We start from the raw sequence: 15,373 nt of genomic DNA, 5'->3' as shown, positions 1-15,373 counted from the left end.
AAAAAGAAATGGAAACATCATGACAAAGAAGGTTCTTCTCGTCGGCGAAAGCTGGGTCAGTTCGGCCACGCACTACAAAGGTTTCGATCAGTTCGGCAGCGTCACCTTCCATCTGGGCGCCGAGCCGTTGGTCAAGGCGCTCAAAGGCAGTGCGTTCGAACTCACCTACATGCCGGCGCACGAAGCGGTCGAACAATTCCCCTTCGATATGGCAGGGCTCGATGCCTATGACGCGATCATCCTGTCAGATATCGGCGCCAATTCGCTGCTTCTTCCCCCGGCGGTCTGGCTGCATTCGAAGACCGTTCCAAACCGCCTGAAACTGATCAAGGCCTGGGTCGAAAAGGGCGGCGGCCTGTTGATGGTCGGCGGCTATTTTTCTTTCCAGGGCATTGATGGCAAGGCGCGCTGGCGCCGCACCCCGGTCGAGGATGTTCTGCCGGTCACCTGCCTGCCTTACGATGATCGGGTCGAAATCCCGGAGGGGACGACGCCTGTCCTCGTCAAGTCGGGTCACGAGACCGTAGCCGGTCTCCCGGGCGAATGGCCACTGCTTCTCGGCGTCAATGAGGTAGAGGTGCGTGAGCGCGACGATGTTGAGGTCATCGCCCGTTTGCCGGATACGGAGGGCGGTCATCCACTGCTGGTCACCGGCCGCTTCGGCAAGGGCAAGACGGCTGCCTGGACGTCCGATATCGGCCCACACTGGCTTTCGCCCGCCTTCTGCGAATGGGAAGGCTACGGGCGTCTCTGGAAGAACATCCTCGGCTGGCTGACGGAGGCGAAATAGGCGTCAATCGCCGGCAAGGATGCCGGCGAGTTCCGCCTTGCTCGGAAAGGCCGAACGCGTGCCACGGCGGCCGACGGTGATGGCAGCCGCAGCGGTCGCATGATGGATGGCCTTGGCGTCGAGCATGGTGGAGCGGAGCGCGGCCGAGGCAAGTGCTACGGCCATGAAGGTGTCGCCGGCGCCGGTCGTGTCAACGACCTCGACGGCACGGGCCGGAACGGTTGCAAGCACCTGATGTCCGCTTGCAAGGATAGCGCCGCTGCCACCGAGCGTCAGGACGGTCTGTGACACTCCGGCTTCGGCCAGACGACGGATCGCGGCCTCGCCGGACGATCCGGTCAGACTTTCGGCCTCGCCTCTGTTGAGAAAGGCGATGTCGACAAGCGGCCAGAGCTCGGCGAAGTAAGGGCGGAGCGGCGAGGGGTTGAAGGCGGTCTTAAGGCCGCGGCGTCTGGCTTCGGCAAGAATGCCGCGGGTGATGTCTTCGCTGAGATTGCCCTGCAGCACGACGAGGTCGCCGCTGACGGCGTCGCCAAGCGGGGCGAGCGCCTCTGACAGGGTCAAGGCTTCGGCCGATTCCGTCGTGGTGACGATGGCGTTTTCGCCGTCCGGCGTGGTGAAGATGATGGAGAAATCGCTGGTGCGATGCGGGCTGCCCAACAGACGGGCATCCAGCGCCTCGCCGGCAAGCTGGTCACGGATCGTCTGGGCGCGAAAATCCTCGCCGACAGCGGTGACGAGCGTCGTGGGAAGGCCCGTGCGGCCCATCACGACAGCCTGATTGGCGCCCTTGCCGCCAAGGTCGCGGGTCTCCTCCCGACCGAGGATCGAGGCGCCCGCTTCGGGCATGGACATTACGGAAATGGTTTCGTCGATGGCGACGTTACCAATGACATAGGCACGCATGGCTGGCTTTCAGAGAGGAAAGAAAAATGCAGCAGATATCGGATAAGGCCACAAGCGCCATACGGGAAATATTCGGCACTGACAAGGCGTTGATCGGGATGATCCATTGCCCGCCTTTCCCGGGTGCTCCACGCTATCGTAGCGCAGCGATGGAGACGATCTACGACACGTGCATGCGCGACGCAGACGCGCTCGTCAAAGGCGGCATACACGGATTGATCGTCGAAAATCACGGCGATATTCCCTTTTCCAAGCCCGAGGATATCGGCCATGAGACCGCGGCCTTCATGTCGGTCGTGACCGACCGCATCGCGCGCGCCGCTGGCGTGCCGCTGGGCATCAACGTGCTTGCCAATGCGCCGATCCCGGCCTTCGCGATTGCGGCGGCAGGCGGGGCGCGCTTCATCCGCGTCAATCAATGGGCGAACGCTTATGTCGCCAATGAAGGTTTCATGGAAGGTCGGGCGGCTGAGGCCATGCGCTATCGCTCGGCTCTGCGCGCCGAGCATATCAAGGTGTTTGCCGACAGCCATGTGAAACATGGCGCGCACGCCATTACCGCTGATCGCACGATCGACGAACTGACCCGCGACCTCGCATTCTTCGATGCAGACGTGGTGATCGCCACCGGCCAGAGAACGGGCAATAGCGCAACGATGGGAGAGATCGAGGAAATCGGTGCCGCCACCCACCTTCCGCTGCTCGTCGGGTCGGGCGTAACCAGGGATAACATCGTCGACATCCTCAAGCGCACTGACGGCGTCATCGTCGCCTCGTCGCTCAAGGAGGGCGGCGTCTGGTGGAACCCCGTGGACCCGGCCCGCGTGGCAGCCTTCGTCGAAGCCGCAAAACCCGGCCTGGAGGCGTAGCGATCATGGGCGGCCCCCTTTCGCAACAGATGCTCGACGAGAACCGTGACGTTTTCGAAGCCATGGTGAACCATCGTTTCGTCGCGGATATCAAGGCCGACCGCCTTTCGAACGAAGCATTCGAGCGATACCTCGTCTTCGAGGGCGCTTTCGTCGACACGGCGATTGCGATCTTCTCCTATGCCACCGCCAAAGCCGAAACCATCGGCCAGAAGCGGTGGCTGATCGGCGTTCTGGATGCGCTCGCAAACCAGCAGATCGCCTATTTCGAAAAGACCTTTGCGGCACGCGGCATCGACCCTTCACGGCATGATACAGGCCGGCCCGATGTTGCGGCCTTCCGCGACGGCATGCTGGCGATTGCCCGTGACGGTGGTTTTCTCGACACGATTGCTGCCATGTTCGCCGCCGAATGGATGTACTGGACCTGGTCGACGGCGGCGAACTCGACCGCAATCAGCGATCCCTTGCTCAAGGAATGGGTCAAGCTTCACGCAGAACCAGAGTTCGAAGCGCAGGCGCGCTGGCTGAAGGCTGTTCTGGACGACGCGGGCGAAACCATGGATTCTGCCGAACGGAAGCGGTTAAGTGCGATATTCGGACATGCGCAACGTCTTGAGATCGACTTTCACGAAGCAGCCTATTCCTGAAAGGCCGTACGATGACTGCGGATATCGATATCAACGGGGCGCGCCTGCTGGGTCGCCTCGACCAGTTTGCCGAGATCGGCGCGACCGCGCGGGGTGGCGTCAACCGTCAAGCCTTGACCGAACTGGATCGCGAAGCCCGATCCTTGCTGGCCGGGCTGGCCGCTACACGCGGGTTTGCCGTGTTCCAGGATCCCGTCGCCAATCTCTTCATCCGCCGTTCCGGCAGGGACGACCGGGCGCCGCCGCTCTTGATCGGCAGTCATCTCGACAGCCAGCCAGCCGGCGGTCGTTTCGACGGCGCGCTCGGAACGCTCTCGGCCTTCGAGGTTCTCGAAAGCCTCGAGGATGCTGGTATCGAAACGGACAGGGCGATTGAAGTCGTCGCCTGGACCAATGAGGAAGGATGCCGCTTCGCACCCGGCTGCATGGGTTCGTCCGCCTTTTCGGCGGGCGCGATCCCTGCCGCATGGCCTGACCTTGTTGCGACTGACGGTGCCGTGTTCGGCGACGAATTGAGGGAAACGCTCGAGGCTCTTCCACAGGCTGCGATGCGCGATCTTGGCATGCCGGTCCATGCCTATCTCGAGGTGCACATAGAGCAAGGCCCTTCGCTGGAGAAGGACGATATCCCGATCGGTATCGTGACTGGTATTCAAGGAACGCGATGGCTGCAGGTGGACGTATCGGGTCAGACGGCCCATGCCGGCACGACGGCTCTTTCCTACCGCCGAGATCCTCTGCGCGCCATGATCTCGGCGCTGGACACGCTCTATTCCACTGTCATGCCGCAGGACGAAAGCACCCGATTTACCATCGGGCGCATCGAGGTGGAGCCGGGCGCGATCAACGCCATTCCGGCGCTGGCGCGCTGCACTATTGATATCCGTCATCCCGATCCATTGACGATCGACCGGCTTAACGCGACGATCGAGCAATGCTTTCGCGAGCGTGCTGAGGCTCAGCGTTGCGAGGTTTTGTTCAAGCAAAGCTTTGACATGCCACCGGCAACCTTCCCCGAAAAGTTGCTGACGGTACTGGAGCGCGCCGCGGAAGGCACCGGGCTGGCGACGAAAAGGATGGTGTCGGGCGCTTTCCACGACGCTCTGTTCGTCAATCGGATCGCGCCTTCGGCGATGATCTTCGTACCTTGCCGTGACGGCCTCAGCCACAATGAAGCCGAATATACCGCGCCCGGGCATGTCGTTTCAGGCGCGAGATTATTGCTGCAGTCGACGATCGAGCTTGCCAAAGGCTGAGAGAAGAGGATCGCTGGCGCCAATGCCGTCATTAGGGCCTCGCTGCGGGCCTAGAATGATCAAGCGTTCCGCCATGCGAATAGGTCGATCCGAGCGTAGCCAGCGATCAAAAAAGGCCTGTCCCTGGAATGCAGGTCAACCTTTCCTCCTCCGGCTTTCCTCCTCCGGGCGCTCGAGATTTGGCAGCCTTGTCTCTTGTTTCAGCAGAAGCCGTTAAGCTTGAGAATCTTATGGGCGTCGATTGCAGCCCGAAGCTCGTCTTCCGAGTTCCGATCTCCGCTGTTAGCATCAGGATGATGCATCTTTAACTTCTGCTTGTAGCGGCTTCTGATCTCCGCGGGTGTTGCCTCTGGCGGAAGACCAAGTGTTTCGAAAGCTTTGGCTTCCAGCACCTTCAATTTACGTCGTTGAAGATCCGCTTTTACCGCCTGGCGTTCTGCCGCGCTTTTGCGAGCATTCGTCGCCTTTGCCGAACCCGAACGGACTGTGAAGGGGAGTGGCATCTCAGTAGGCTGGTGGATCCTCTGTCCCCAGGTCGGGCGGGCGCCGCTTGCCGCTTCTCTCTGATAGCGGGCGATGACAGGATCGGACAGATTGGTCGCGAAATTGTACCCTTTGCCATATTCCTTCACATGCTCAGAACAGAACAGCAGATACAGTCCCTCCGCATCACGTCCCACCGGAGCGCGATGAAGGCCACCCTTGTCGCACCCGTCCCATTGGCATTTTGGAGCATCTGGGTTTCGGTCTGAAACTAACTTTTTGCGGATCGGCCGCAAGCCAACGAAAATCTTGGAATCTGGACTCATCGCGCCTTATATGGCGATCCGGCCCACGCCGACAAGTGGAGAGAACAAGGTAGGCGGTCAGTTGCCCCCAACCGCTTTTAACTGACTGTGCTCAGTGAACCCAAAACTGTCGATTCTATAAATCAATGGGTAGTCGTGAAGTGAACGCATCCGACATTCAGTCAGGGGCTGAACTTTACCCTCAGGAGCAGTTGATCCTGCCACAAGCATGTCGTCAGGTCTTCGTCCGACAGGTCATGCGACTGATGGCTGGAGCGATCCACACGCCCTGATCTTACCTGGTCGCTATGGTGCGCCAAGTTTGGGAGCAGCGTCGGAGGCGTAGCGAAACGCAATCGGATTGCTGGCGGGACGGGCCGCACTGCCAAGGGATAGATGAACCTGTCGAGGAATTTCACAGGTGAATTTCTTGTGAGGGATCTTTTGTCGGTCGCAACCTTAAGGAGAAAATCCATCAGTGAGGAAGCTAATCGTTGACCAATCGAGCCGACCACACTATAGAGATGTTCATCGATCTTTTGCTTGCCGAACTTTGTCTACCGCGTGAGTGGCACCGCGCTTTAAGCGAACTTCCTTTCAAAAACAGTCGTTGTCGCAGTCTGCGGAGCCTTCGCTTCGCGGTTCCTCACTCTATGCTATGAAAGGGTTCATCAATGACCACTGGCACAGTTAAATGGTTTAATTCCACCAAGGGCTTCGGCTTCATTCAGCCTGATAACGGCGGCGCCGATGCGTTCGTTCACATCTCTGCCGTTGAGCGCGCCGGAATCCGCGAACTCGTCGAGGGCCAGAAGATCGGCTTCGACCTCGAGCGCGACATGAAGTCGGGTAAGATGTCGGCCTGCAATCTGCAGTCCGCTTAATCGATATCTGCTTCCCTTTGACCACGGATGTACTGGCACTGCCGGGAGCACCTATCCAATTAAAGGCCAGGCGTGTCGCCTGGCCTTTTTCGTTTCGGCTTGCCAGCCGAATTACTCAGGAACCCAATGAAACAAGCACACAGCAAATCCCGCCAGCAGGCGGAGATCGCCTTCGGCAACGTCCAGACGCAGTTTTTTGCCAAGAATAACGCGGTGGAAGAGCTCGAATCCGTCGCCCAGGCTCGGGACGCCAAGACCTTAAGGCTGCGAGAGGCACGTCTTGCCAAGGAACTGGCCGACCGGACGTCGGCAACGTCCGCCCTTCTTGCCAAACGCGCCAAGACGCGCTGATCACTGGCCAACACCGATTATCAGGATAAAAATTTGAAGAAAGCTAGAAACAGCGAGCTCTCTGACCGCCGTGCAGCATCCGCGGACGCCAAGACTGCTCTCCTCAATGCCTTCCGTGCGGCAAAAACTGCGGCCGAACCAGGTAAAATCGCAAGGCAGGCAGAACGCCTTGCCATTGTCTCGGCTCGTGAGGAACGACGCCTGGAGCGCGAACGCCTGAAGGTCGAGGAGCGCAAGCGCGTTGAGACCGAGGCGGCAGAACAGCGAGCAACCGCGGAGGCCGAAGCGTTGGCCGTGACCGAAGCTCGCGAGAGCGCCCAAAACGCTCGTGTAGCGCGGGTGATCGAAGATGAGGCGGCGCGAAAGGCCGAACGCGACCGTCGCTACGCCAACCGCAAGGCAAGACAAGCCTAGCCTTCTGCCGCCACCGCGCCAACCCCACAGCATGACAGTGTCATGCTCAATTCAGTCGTGCCATGGAGCCTCCGAGGCACCGGGTACGAACGAACGTCAGGCGATCAACAGGTCCTGGCAAGTCGCGATCCAGTAAATTCTGCCCATGATCATCCGTGACAGATACCATGCCGGAGGCGAGGCCGCATGCAAGTCATATATCAAACGCATCGAAGAGGTGCATGGGAAGCGGGCACCTCGATAGGTCGCCCGCTTCATTTGAAAGCGTAGTCAGTTACAGCCGGTTTGCTCGGTAGCGCTGGCGCTCCGCTTCGATCTGCTCCGGCGTATAGGGCGCTGCAGCTTCGTCGAAGCGCATCCAACCCTGTTCCTGATAGTTGGATCGGCGAGAGGCGAAATCGACTGGACGCGACCGGTCGAGGATGGCCTTCGCTTCCGCAACCCTTCCATCATCGACCTTCGCAGTCACGACCGAACCGCCACGACGGATCCCTTCTGCGTAGAAGTTCGCCTCCTCTTCCGGAACACCTTCATTAACCATCGCGCCGACAATGCCGCCGACTGCGCCGCCCGCGACTGCGCCCGCGGCAGCGCCGGCGGCCGTCGCTGCCAGCCAGCCAGCTGCAACGACTGGACCGACACCAGGAATGGCGAGCAGGCCGAGGCCGGTCAAAAGGCCGCCGGCGCCGCCCGCGACCGCACCGACACCGGCGCCGGCGCCAGCACCTTCCGCAGCGTAGCTGCCCTGGCCTTCGACGTCGGTCTTACCGTTCGCCTTGTTGGTGACGATACTGATGTCGTCGGAAGGCACCCCCGAGTCTTCCAAAGCCTTCACTGCCGCACGGGCGTCGTCGTAGCTGTCATAGAGTCCAGTAACTGTTCGCATGGGTCGTCTCCTTGGATTTTTTACTTGGCCATCGTCACATTGCCCTGGAAGTCCAGGGAGACGCCGGCATCCTTGCCATCCTTCTTGGCGGCCGCGCGCCAGACGCCCTGGTCGTCGAGCTTCAATCCGGTGACGTCTGTATAGCCCGCACCTTCGATACGCTCCTTGGCCTGTGCTTCCGTGAAGCTGTTCTTGCCGGCCACCGGTGCGCCGGGGTTGTGTTCCGTGTTGACGGCAGGGGTCGTCTGTGACGTGGAAGGGGTCTCGCTCTGGGCGTAGGCTGTAGTGGCCGACAGCAGCAGGGCGAACGAAATTGTCGTAATCTTGGTCATTTGTGTTTCCTCATGTGCCAATGAAAAACAAAGGAAAATGCTGTTTGTTCCGAGAGTTACGAAAACTTTTTCAAATGTGCTCAGCGATGCGGTGAAGGGAGAGGGCGAAGGTGATCGCGCTTGGATTTGACACCACAGCCAGTGCTCCACCATGCGCTTGGCAATCTCGCTGGCAATGTCCAGACCGAAGCCGGAGGCCTTCCTTTCCGTTTCCTGCGGCTGGGGTGAACGGCTCGAACAGTCGCTCCGTTGCAGCCGCCGAGATCGGTTGGCCTGTATTCTGGACGGAAAGTTCGAAGTCGCCGGCATCCAGCCGCGCGCCCGTGCGCGATCGCTAGCCGCTCCGGTGCGAGCTGTGCGATACTCTGTCCGTCGCAGATGACGAGAAGTGGCCATGGCAGGTCGACGTCGATCTCCCGGTCCGGATGCGCATCGGCGAACTCATTCACGACTCGCCGAAGAACAGGATCGAGATCGGTCTCCTCCAGTTCCGCCGACACGCCGCCCCAGCCTTACACGGCCGGATGTCCCCGGGATCGTATTCAGCCGAGAGTATGACGCTGAGGAAGACAGCCTGCGCGCAACTCCTTTTTCGATGCGTTGGCCTGCATGGGCGGCGATCCGGACGTGGCTAGCCTTCTCAAAGGGCGGCCTGAAACACGGGTAACGACGCCTTGAGAGCGGATGAAAGCGGTCAGGATCGATGGGAAACGCCTTCGGTTCAGCCCCGAAGTGTTCGCGAAAAAAGTCGGAAGGGGAGGAGCCTGAACGATGATGGCGGCAAAGACTGACACGGCTCTTGCCGCCGCAGCTTCGCGCGCCATCTGATTGGCTCAGACACCGGTTTCGAATGGAGGAAAAGATGGGGTCGAAAGAGGATCGGATCAGGCAGCGGGCCTATGAGATATGGGAACGGGAAGGCCGGCCACAGGGCGAGGATATGAAGCACTGGCTGCAGGCGTTCCAGGAGATCGCAGCGAGCGCCGAGGCGGATGGCCAGGCTGTCAAAAAGTCTCGAGGGAAGAAGCCGGCGGCCCTGGCTGCGCCGGCGAAGACGAAAGCCAAACCGAAAACCGGAAGCGGCGCGCAGAGCGTTCCGACGACAACGCCGCCTCCTAAGCCTGCCAAAACACCACGGGCTGCCACCAGACACTGACATGACCTGCTTGGTCGTGAGAAGCATTCCGACCGGACGTGATTTGGCGTTACCGTAATCCCGCTCGGCGATGTCACTTGTGAAAAAGTGAGGATCTCCAGTCCGTGTCGTCGAGCGGGACCGATTGCTCGAAATGCCTCTCGCAGGCTCGTGGGACAGGTGGATGAGCGTCTGTCGCGCTCAGAGCGGTCTGACGTTTTCCGCCTTTGACTTGCCCGTCTTCCGATCCTGACCGAGATCGTAGGAGACGCTTTGGCCTTCCTTCAGGACGTCGCCGTATTGCAGGGCGGAGACGTGGACGAAGACATCAGTTCCGCCGTCTTCCGGTGTGATGAAACCAAAGCCCTTGTCCGCGTTGAAAAACTTGACCTTGCCAGTCGGCATGAAAATCCTCGTGTTTGAGAGTTGATCGCACCAGCAATTTAGCGGTCAGCAGCGGTCGGAGCAAGCCTGTCGGCCGTAGTTGTTCTCGGATTTCGCGCTGGAAGAAAAGGTCGACTTTTTTCGACCGAATCGCGGTTTACGCCTTGGAGCGGTTTAGGTCGGGAAACTGGTCTTCGTGATCGTTATGCAATTTTCGGGACTCGGCCCACTCTTGAACCCCATCGGGCCCTCAAAAGGTGTGACGGCCGAGGCCGGGATGCAAAGCGTCGCCCTAGGCTGGATGGATTAAACACAGCGTGACAATCTTGCTAGGGTCCCGAATTCACGACGACAATCCGAATTGCTGGTTGCAACCCTCGCCTGTTGCGGGCAGTCGAATGGCTTTCTGTTCACATGAACTGAACTCAACTGATATCACATCAATGCCTGCCGATAGGATGCCGCCAAGTCGGTATCCTGAGCAATCAGGGCGGGAGCGGCGCAAACCGCCTTTTCGATTACGGTCTGCGCCTTGCTGCAATCGAAGGATTGCGCGTGTCAGACCGTCGAAAAAGGGCGCAACCGAGGGCAACAAGCACACGCAGGCGGAAGACGAATGCCATGAATAACTCGTTTCTTAGGTGGCCGGCACACTAGTGAATATGAGCATCCTTGATCAAGACAAGAGCGCCTCAGCGGATGCAGCAAGCCGAGAACCGCTAACAAACAAAATGTTTGACGGTGTGGCTTCGACACCCTTTCGCCTTCCTTAAAGGCGACCTGACACCGAGGCTTGTTTAAATGCCTGAGCCGTCGAAGTTTTGGTCGTCCTCGCCTTCCCAGGGGGCGGGCATCGAGTTGCGACTGAGGTTGGCCGAGGGCATCGGCATCCAACACTTCAATTCCGGTTCGGCATATTCGATGATCTGCCCGGGCGAGGAATCAGACGCGCGCCAGCCTTCTCCCCCGAACCGATCGCCTTTCGACCAGTAAGCGAGGTCAACTTCTGCCGGGCCCTGTTCGGACTGGCGGATCGTGACCAGGATCCGACTACCGTCTTTCGGTGCGTTTGCCATATGGTGCCAATGGTCTGGGTCGTCCATCGTTTTTCCTCCTGCCTCGCTGCAGGTTGGGAATGTCGCCTCGCCATCGAAAGCGGTCAACTCAAACTTTGGACCGGCACGTGGTCGCGTCGGCAAAAAACGAAAGCAATCATCAAACTGTGCGGATAGCCCGGTCACGGACTTCAGGTGAAAACTTGTTCGTCGTCATGATCATATCGGCTCCGCTCTCTCATGAGCTGAAGCCTCCGCTGAACCGGTGCGGTTCAAATCTCTCAATTGAGAAGGATCAGGCTTGCGGCGCCGATCAAGCCGGCATGCCTTCCGAGTTGCGCGGGCACGACCGGCACATCGCGATAAGCGGGCATCGCCCGCTCCTGAATGGTGGCCTCGATCGGGTTGTGAAGGAGATCGTAGCCGTGGGAAATTCCACCGCCCATGACGATCATGTCAGGCGAGTAGAGATGGAGCAGATTGGTAAAACCGATGCCCAGCCAGCGGGCTTCCCTGTCGATCAGCGCAAGGGCTGCTTCGTCGCCGCCGCGCGCAGCCTCGACAACGTGTCGGCCCGTCACTTCACCGTCGTGGGACAGTGTTCGAAGCGCCGAACCGTCGCCCGGCTTTGTCAGAGCCGTCGCACGTCGGCCGAGTGCAGTCCCCGACGCCACCGCCTCGAAGCAGCCCACCGCCCCGCAAAGGCATCGTTCGCTCTCGCTTGTGATGGTCATATGGCCGATTTCGCCTGCGAGCCCGCGGCGCCCGTGCACGATCCGGCCATCGGAGATCACCCCGCCGCCGATGCCGGTGGAGACGGTGACGAACACCAGCGAGGCGGCGCCGCGGCCGGCGCCGAAACGCCATTCGCCGAGAGCGGCGGCGTTTGCATCGTTCTCCAGCCGGACAGGCAGGTTCAAGCGGTCCTGAAGGAGGCTCGCGAGGGGGACTTCACGCCAGCCCGACAGCGTCGGCGGTGCAGTAAGAATGCCTGCGACCGGATCAAGCGGGCCGGGCGCTCCGATGCCGATACCGAGTGGCCTGGCGTCGGGAACTTCCGAGCAGGTTTTTTCCGCAAGCATCGTGATCTGCGCGATGACTGCATCCGGTCCATCCCTGGCGCGCGTCGGCACGGATGCGAAGGCCAGCAATTTGCCGCCGTCGCCGACCAGTGCGGCGCGCAACTCCGTTCCACCCAGATCGAATGCAAGCGCAATCCTGCTCATCAGGGCCGGGTCTCCAACGCATGCAGCCAGGCGATACGGCCCGGCAGATCCGTGTCACCGAACGCCAGTGATCCGAGCACGACCGTCTCGGCACCTGCTGCCCGCAACAGTGGAACGGTCTGTTCGCGGATGCCGCCGTCCGCTGCGAGAACAATCTCCTTTTCACGTCCGGCGCGCTTCATCAGCGACCGCGCTTCGCGCAGCCGGTCGCAAGCCTTGTCCGAAAGGCTTTGTCCCTTGACGCCGATCGAGGTCCCGAGCAGCGTGAAGAAAGCGACCTCTGCGAGGAACGGTTCTGCCTCGGCGACCGGGGTTTCCAGTCGCAGAACGACGCCGGCTTCGGCCCCAAGCTCTTTTGCGAGCGCCACCGCGCGCAAACCTGCTTCACCGTTCTCCGCATGAACACTGACGAGATCGGCGCCCGCCTCGATGAACTGGCGTGTCTGCTCCTCGACGATCTCGGCCTCGACCATCAGATGCACATGGATCGGTTTTGCCGTCAGCTTGGCGATGCGGGCGACGAAATCGGGAAAGAACAGGAAGCCGGGCGTGAAGCGTGCGTCGGCAACGTCGATATGGTGGAGATCGACATAGGGTTCGATGCGGTGAAGGTCGCGCTCCATATTGGCGAGATCCGCTGACCAGAGCGAAAACTCGCCGAGCAGCCTGTGGCGGGGCAATGCGGTGATGGCGCCGCTCGCGAGAGATTTCGATGTCATGGCTGAGCGACGCTCCGATGTTTGAATTCTGTGGTGAGGAATTGCTGGATCACCGTTCGAACCGCGGCGAAATGCGCTTCGGCATCCGCCGCCTTCGCGGGCACTTCGAGGAAATGCGCATTGGGTAGCGCATCAGCCATCACTTGTGCGACGGCGAGGGGGTGAATGGCATCCTGCCGGTTGCCGAGGACGAGCGCGGGAATAGCCAGCTTTGCCGCGTCCTCTCGCGAAACGTCGGTGCCATCTGAAGCGATGTCATCAAGCACGGCGGCAAAGGCAAAGGCATCAGGACGCTTGAAATAGCCGAGCAGGGAGGCGAGATTGTCCGGCGCTTCCACGCGCAGACGTTCCGCCGTCGCCGACCCGGCAAAAAGTGCCTGGCCTTCGGCAGGCGGATGGGATCTCAGCAAGTCCGCGATTTCGCGGATCGGTGCGAGGTTGTCAGGCGCGCGGGCAAACGACCAGGCTGGACGGACCAGAATGAGACCCGTGACACGCTCGGGATGGGTTTTTGCCAGATGCAGCGCGATGGCTGCGCCCATGGAGATGCCGCCGGCGATGAACCGGTCTATTCCCTTTTCGTCCGCCGCGGCGATGACGTCGGCTGCAAACATCGCAATCGAGAAGGGGCGTCGCGTGCCGAGCGTTGAGCTCCCATGCCCGCGGCACTCAGTCGTGATCCGCCGCCAGTCGAGCCCTTCGGGGATGACCTGTGCGACCTGCGCCTCATTGCCTCCTAGCCCGTGTTGAAAGAGCAAGGCTTTGCCTGTTCCGCAGTCGTAAACTGAAAGGTCGGTATCGTCTCGTCTGAAGGCGACGTGGGTCTTCATCGGATCAGATCCGAAAGAAATCTGGCGACGGCGGGTGCTTCTTCTGCCGCAAGACCGTGCGTGACGAGCGTACCGTCGAAACCGGTCACGCGCAGGCCGTCGATGAAGGCAGGGAAATCGACGATACCTTGACCTGCTGTCGTGAAGCGGCCATCGGCATAACGATCTTTCGCATGGGCCATCGTCACGTACCCGGCCGAGATATCGATCGCCCTGTCGACGATGTCGGACACTTCGGCCGGTGTCGCCTGCTCGAAGAGGTTTGCCGGATCGAGCACGATGCGCAGGCGCCTCGACCCCATCTCTCCGATCAGCCGCACCGCATCAACAGCGGAGGTGACGATGTTTGCCTGTTCCGGCTCAATGCCGAGATCGATGTCGTGCCGCTCGGCGAATTCCAGCGCTTTTTCCATTTCGGCCGCCATATCGGCCCAGGCGGACGGAAGCGCATTGTCCGGATGATGCATCCATTGGTCTTGGGCATGGCGGCTGCCGGTGCAGAGCGTCACCAGCGGAATCTGCAGGGCCGCTGCCGTTTCAATCACCACCCCAAGCTGTTTGAGCCCCCTTTCCCGCACGGATTTGTCCGGATGGGCCATGTTATAGGTGCCTGAAAGTGCCGCGAGTGAAACGCCGGTCTCTTCAGATGCCGCCCGGATCGCGGTAATCGTTTCCGGCGCCACTGCGTCCGGCATCGATGGCAGACCGACGCAGGCGAAATTGAACTGAGTCGTCGCAAATCCACTGTCACGCACGGCGGAGAGCACCTGCCGAGGATCGGTGCCGGGGAAGGTCTTTGCAAAGATGCCAAGCTGCATCAGACCGATCCTGTGACGGTTGCGAGTTCGACACGTTCGCCCGTTTCGACCGACCGGGCGATGGCGACCATGGCGCGGATGGAGGCGATGCCGTCCTCTATATCGGCGCCGCGCATCGGCGCGCCGTTCAGCACGGTATCGGCAAGCCCTTCCAGTTGCCGGCGGAAGAAGTGCCCGTCGGCGCCTAGTGGCTTGCGCGTGGTCGTGTCCTTTTCGTGGAAGATCTCGACCTCGCTCGCCCTGAGGTACCAGGGATTGAAGGTCTTAGCGATCACCGAACCGTTTTCGCCATAGAGCTGGAAGCCCTCATGCCAGTCCATGCGGACCGCGACCGTCAGATCGAGATGACCGAGCGCGCCATTGGCGAACTCGGTTTCCACGAACCAGCAATAGGCGCCGGCACGCTCGAGAAGGCGGGCTCGCACCGCGACGATCTCGCCACACAGGAAACGGGCGGTATCGACGAGATGCGAGCCATGCGCCAGCATGAAATACTGGCGCAGGTCAGCCTTGGGATTTCCTGCGGGTTTTCTGGCGAACTTGCTGGTGATCGGTAGCGGCTGAACCGCATCGGTATTGGTGTAGCGGTGGGTGGAGTCGCAGTACCAGGCCTTCAGCGCGAAGATCTCGCCGATATCGTCGCGGACAAAATCCCGGGCAGCCTCCAACGCAGGGTCGAAACGCTTCATATGACCCACCTGCAGCACCTTGCCGGAGCGCTTAACGGCGTCGGCGAGCGCCTGGCCCTCCTCGATCGTCACACCGGTAGGCTTCTCGCAGAGCACGTGCTTTCCTGCATCGAGCGCCTTGACCGACATCGGCACGTGATAGGCGTCCGACGTGGCGATGATGACGGCTTCGAGCTCTGGATCGGCGAGCATCGCGTCATAATCGGCATACATCTTCCGAGGTTCGTATGTCGCGCCCATGCGCGCAAGCAGGTCGGGTGCTGCGTCACAAATGGCATAGAGGTCGGCATTCCCGGCCTTCACGCAGGATTCGAGATGGGCGAACTGTGCGATCGGCCCGCAGCCGAGAACGCCCACACGCAGCCGCCGGTCTTCCTTACGGATCATGTCT

Annotated in this window: 19 protein-coding genes; 8 read left to right on the top strand and 11 right to left on the bottom strand. The window is 60.6% G+C overall.

The annotated features are described in order from the left end of the window. Positions 1-19 precede the first annotated feature (19 nt). Positions 20-790: a glutamine amidotransferase gene (locus AC1D35_RS12545; RefSeq protein ID WP_477854035.1), complete on the top strand. Its 771-nt coding sequence runs from the start codon at positions 20-22 to the stop codon at positions 788-790. A 3-nt stretch (positions 791-793) separates the two neighbouring features. Here the strand turns inward: AC1D35_RS12545 and AC1D35_RS12540 are convergent, their stop codons facing one another. Further along, positions 794-1,696: a PfkB family carbohydrate kinase gene (locus tag AC1D35_RS12540; RefSeq protein WP_113308998.1), complete on the bottom strand. Its 903-nt coding sequence runs from the start codon at positions 1,694-1,696 to the stop codon at positions 794-796. A gap of 26 nt (positions 1,697-1,722) precedes the next feature. Here AC1D35_RS12540 and AC1D35_RS12535 point away from each other — a divergent pair, with 26 nt between their 5' ends. The 3 genes from AC1D35_RS12535 to AC1D35_RS12525 are packed head-to-tail and all read left to right on the top strand — an operon-like array spanning position 1,723 to position 4,471. Beyond that, a complete protein-coding gene (locus AC1D35_RS12535) occupies positions 1,723-2,565 on the top strand; it encodes a BtpA/SgcQ family protein (protein WP_477854034.1) in 843 nt (280 codons plus the stop codon). A gap of 5 nt (positions 2,566-2,570) precedes the next feature. After that, positions 2,571-3,215 carry a TenA family protein gene (locus AC1D35_RS12530; RefSeq protein ID WP_115037839.1) on the top strand — a complete coding sequence of 215 codons (645 nt, stop codon included), beginning with the start codon at positions 2,571-2,573 and terminating at the stop codon, positions 3,213-3,215. 11 nt (positions 3,216-3,226) lie between these two features. Then, complete coding sequence (locus AC1D35_RS12525) at positions 3,227-4,471, top strand: Zn-dependent hydrolase (RefSeq protein ID WP_115037837.1); 1,245 nt, start codon at positions 3,227-3,229, stop codon at positions 4,469-4,471. A gap of 200 nt (positions 4,472-4,671) precedes the next feature. Here AC1D35_RS12525 and AC1D35_RS12520 read toward each other — a convergent pair whose 3' ends face one another. Continuing rightward, complete coding sequence (locus tag AC1D35_RS12520) at positions 4,672-5,280, bottom strand: J domain-containing protein (RefSeq protein ID WP_477854032.1); 609 nt, start codon at positions 5,278-5,280, stop codon at positions 4,672-4,674. A gap of 653 nt (positions 5,281-5,933) precedes the next feature. Between AC1D35_RS12520 and AC1D35_RS12515 the strand changes: the two genes are divergently transcribed. The 3 genes from AC1D35_RS12515 (at position 5,934) to AC1D35_RS12505 (ending at position 6,908) form a co-directional block, all read left to right on the top strand. Further along, a complete protein-coding gene (locus AC1D35_RS12515) occupies positions 5,934-6,143 on the top strand; it encodes a cold-shock protein (protein ID WP_477938642.1) in 210 nt (69 codons plus the stop codon). Positions 6,144-6,269: 126 nt separating this feature from the next. Further along, positions 6,270-6,494, top strand: coding sequence for a hypothetical protein (locus AC1D35_RS12510; RefSeq protein ID WP_113301349.1), 225 nt, complete (start codon positions 6,270-6,272; stop codon positions 6,492-6,494). A 33-nt stretch (positions 6,495-6,527) separates the two neighbouring features. Next, positions 6,528-6,908 carry a DUF6481 family protein gene (locus AC1D35_RS12505; protein WP_113301350.1) on the top strand — a complete coding sequence of 127 codons (381 nt, stop codon included), beginning with the start codon at positions 6,528-6,530 and terminating at the stop codon, positions 6,906-6,908. 274 nt (positions 6,909-7,182) lie between these two features. Here the strand turns inward: AC1D35_RS12505 and AC1D35_RS12500 are convergent, their stop codons facing one another. Both AC1D35_RS12500 and AC1D35_RS12495 read right to left on the bottom strand, forming a co-directional pair. Then, positions 7,183-7,794 carry a general stress protein gene (locus tag AC1D35_RS12500; protein ID WP_477854031.1) on the bottom strand — a complete coding sequence of 204 codons (612 nt, stop codon included), beginning with the start codon at positions 7,792-7,794 and terminating at the stop codon, positions 7,183-7,185. Positions 7,795-7,814: 20 nt separating this feature from the next. Further along, the gene (locus AC1D35_RS12495) at positions 7,815-8,126 is read right to left on the bottom strand and encodes a PepSY domain-containing protein (protein ID WP_113309003.1); all 312 of its coding nucleotides are present in this window, start codon (positions 8,124-8,126) and stop codon (positions 7,815-7,817) included. An 850-nt stretch (positions 8,127-8,976) separates the two neighbouring features. Here AC1D35_RS12495 and AC1D35_RS12490 point away from each other — a divergent pair. After that, entirely contained in the window at positions 8,977-9,282 is a 306-nt protein-coding gene (locus AC1D35_RS12490) for a DUF2934 domain-containing protein (protein ID WP_477854030.1), read from the top strand. 180 nt (positions 9,283-9,462) lie between these two features. Here the strand turns inward: AC1D35_RS12490 and AC1D35_RS12485 are convergent, their stop codons facing one another. The 7 genes from AC1D35_RS12485 to AC1D35_RS12455 all read right to left on the bottom strand — a co-directional run bounded on the left by AC1D35_RS12485 (position 9,463) and on the right by AC1D35_RS12455 (position 15,369). Further along, the gene (locus tag AC1D35_RS12485; protein WP_113301354.1) at positions 9,463-9,666 is read right to left on the bottom strand and encodes a cold-shock protein; all 204 of its coding nucleotides are present in this window, start codon (positions 9,664-9,666) and stop codon (positions 9,463-9,465) included. Positions 9,667-10,442: 776 nt separating this feature from the next. Beyond that, complete coding sequence (locus tag AC1D35_RS12480; protein ID WP_113301355.1) at positions 10,443-10,748, bottom strand: hypothetical protein; 306 nt, start codon at positions 10,746-10,748, stop codon at positions 10,443-10,445. A 233-nt stretch (positions 10,749-10,981) separates the two neighbouring features. Beyond that, positions 10,982-11,926, bottom strand: coding sequence for an ROK family protein (locus AC1D35_RS12475; protein ID WP_477854029.1), 945 nt, complete (start codon positions 11,924-11,926; stop codon positions 10,982-10,984). Beyond that, complete coding sequence (locus AC1D35_RS12470) at positions 11,926-12,645, bottom strand: ribulose-phosphate 3-epimerase (RefSeq protein WP_477854028.1); 720 nt, start codon at positions 12,643-12,645, stop codon at positions 11,926-11,928. Before AC1D35_RS12470 ends, AC1D35_RS12475 begins: the two co-directional genes overlap by 1 nt. After that, the gene (locus tag AC1D35_RS12465) at positions 12,642-13,475 is read right to left on the bottom strand and encodes an alpha/beta fold hydrolase (protein ID WP_477938641.1); all 834 of its coding nucleotides are present in this window, start codon (positions 13,473-13,475) and stop codon (positions 12,642-12,644) included. The genes AC1D35_RS12470 and AC1D35_RS12465 overlap by 4 nt, the downstream gene beginning before the upstream one ends. Beyond that, positions 13,472-14,293 (bottom strand): sugar phosphate isomerase/epimerase family protein, encoded by an 822-nt coding sequence (locus tag AC1D35_RS12460; RefSeq protein ID WP_477854026.1) that lies wholly within the window; start codon positions 14,291-14,293, stop codon positions 13,472-13,474. The genes AC1D35_RS12465 and AC1D35_RS12460 overlap by 4 nt, the downstream gene beginning before the upstream one ends. Next, positions 14,293-15,369, bottom strand: a complete 1,077-nt coding sequence (locus tag AC1D35_RS12455) for a Gfo/Idh/MocA family protein (protein ID WP_477854025.1) — start codon at positions 15,367-15,369, stop codon at positions 14,293-14,295. The genes AC1D35_RS12460 and AC1D35_RS12455 overlap by 1 nt, the downstream gene beginning before the upstream one ends. Between the last annotated feature and the right edge of the window lie 4 nt (positions 15,370-15,373).

This window comes from Rhizobium sp. P1_E6 (assembly GCF_056405875.1).
This window is presented reverse-complemented; position numbering and strand designations above follow the sequence as displayed.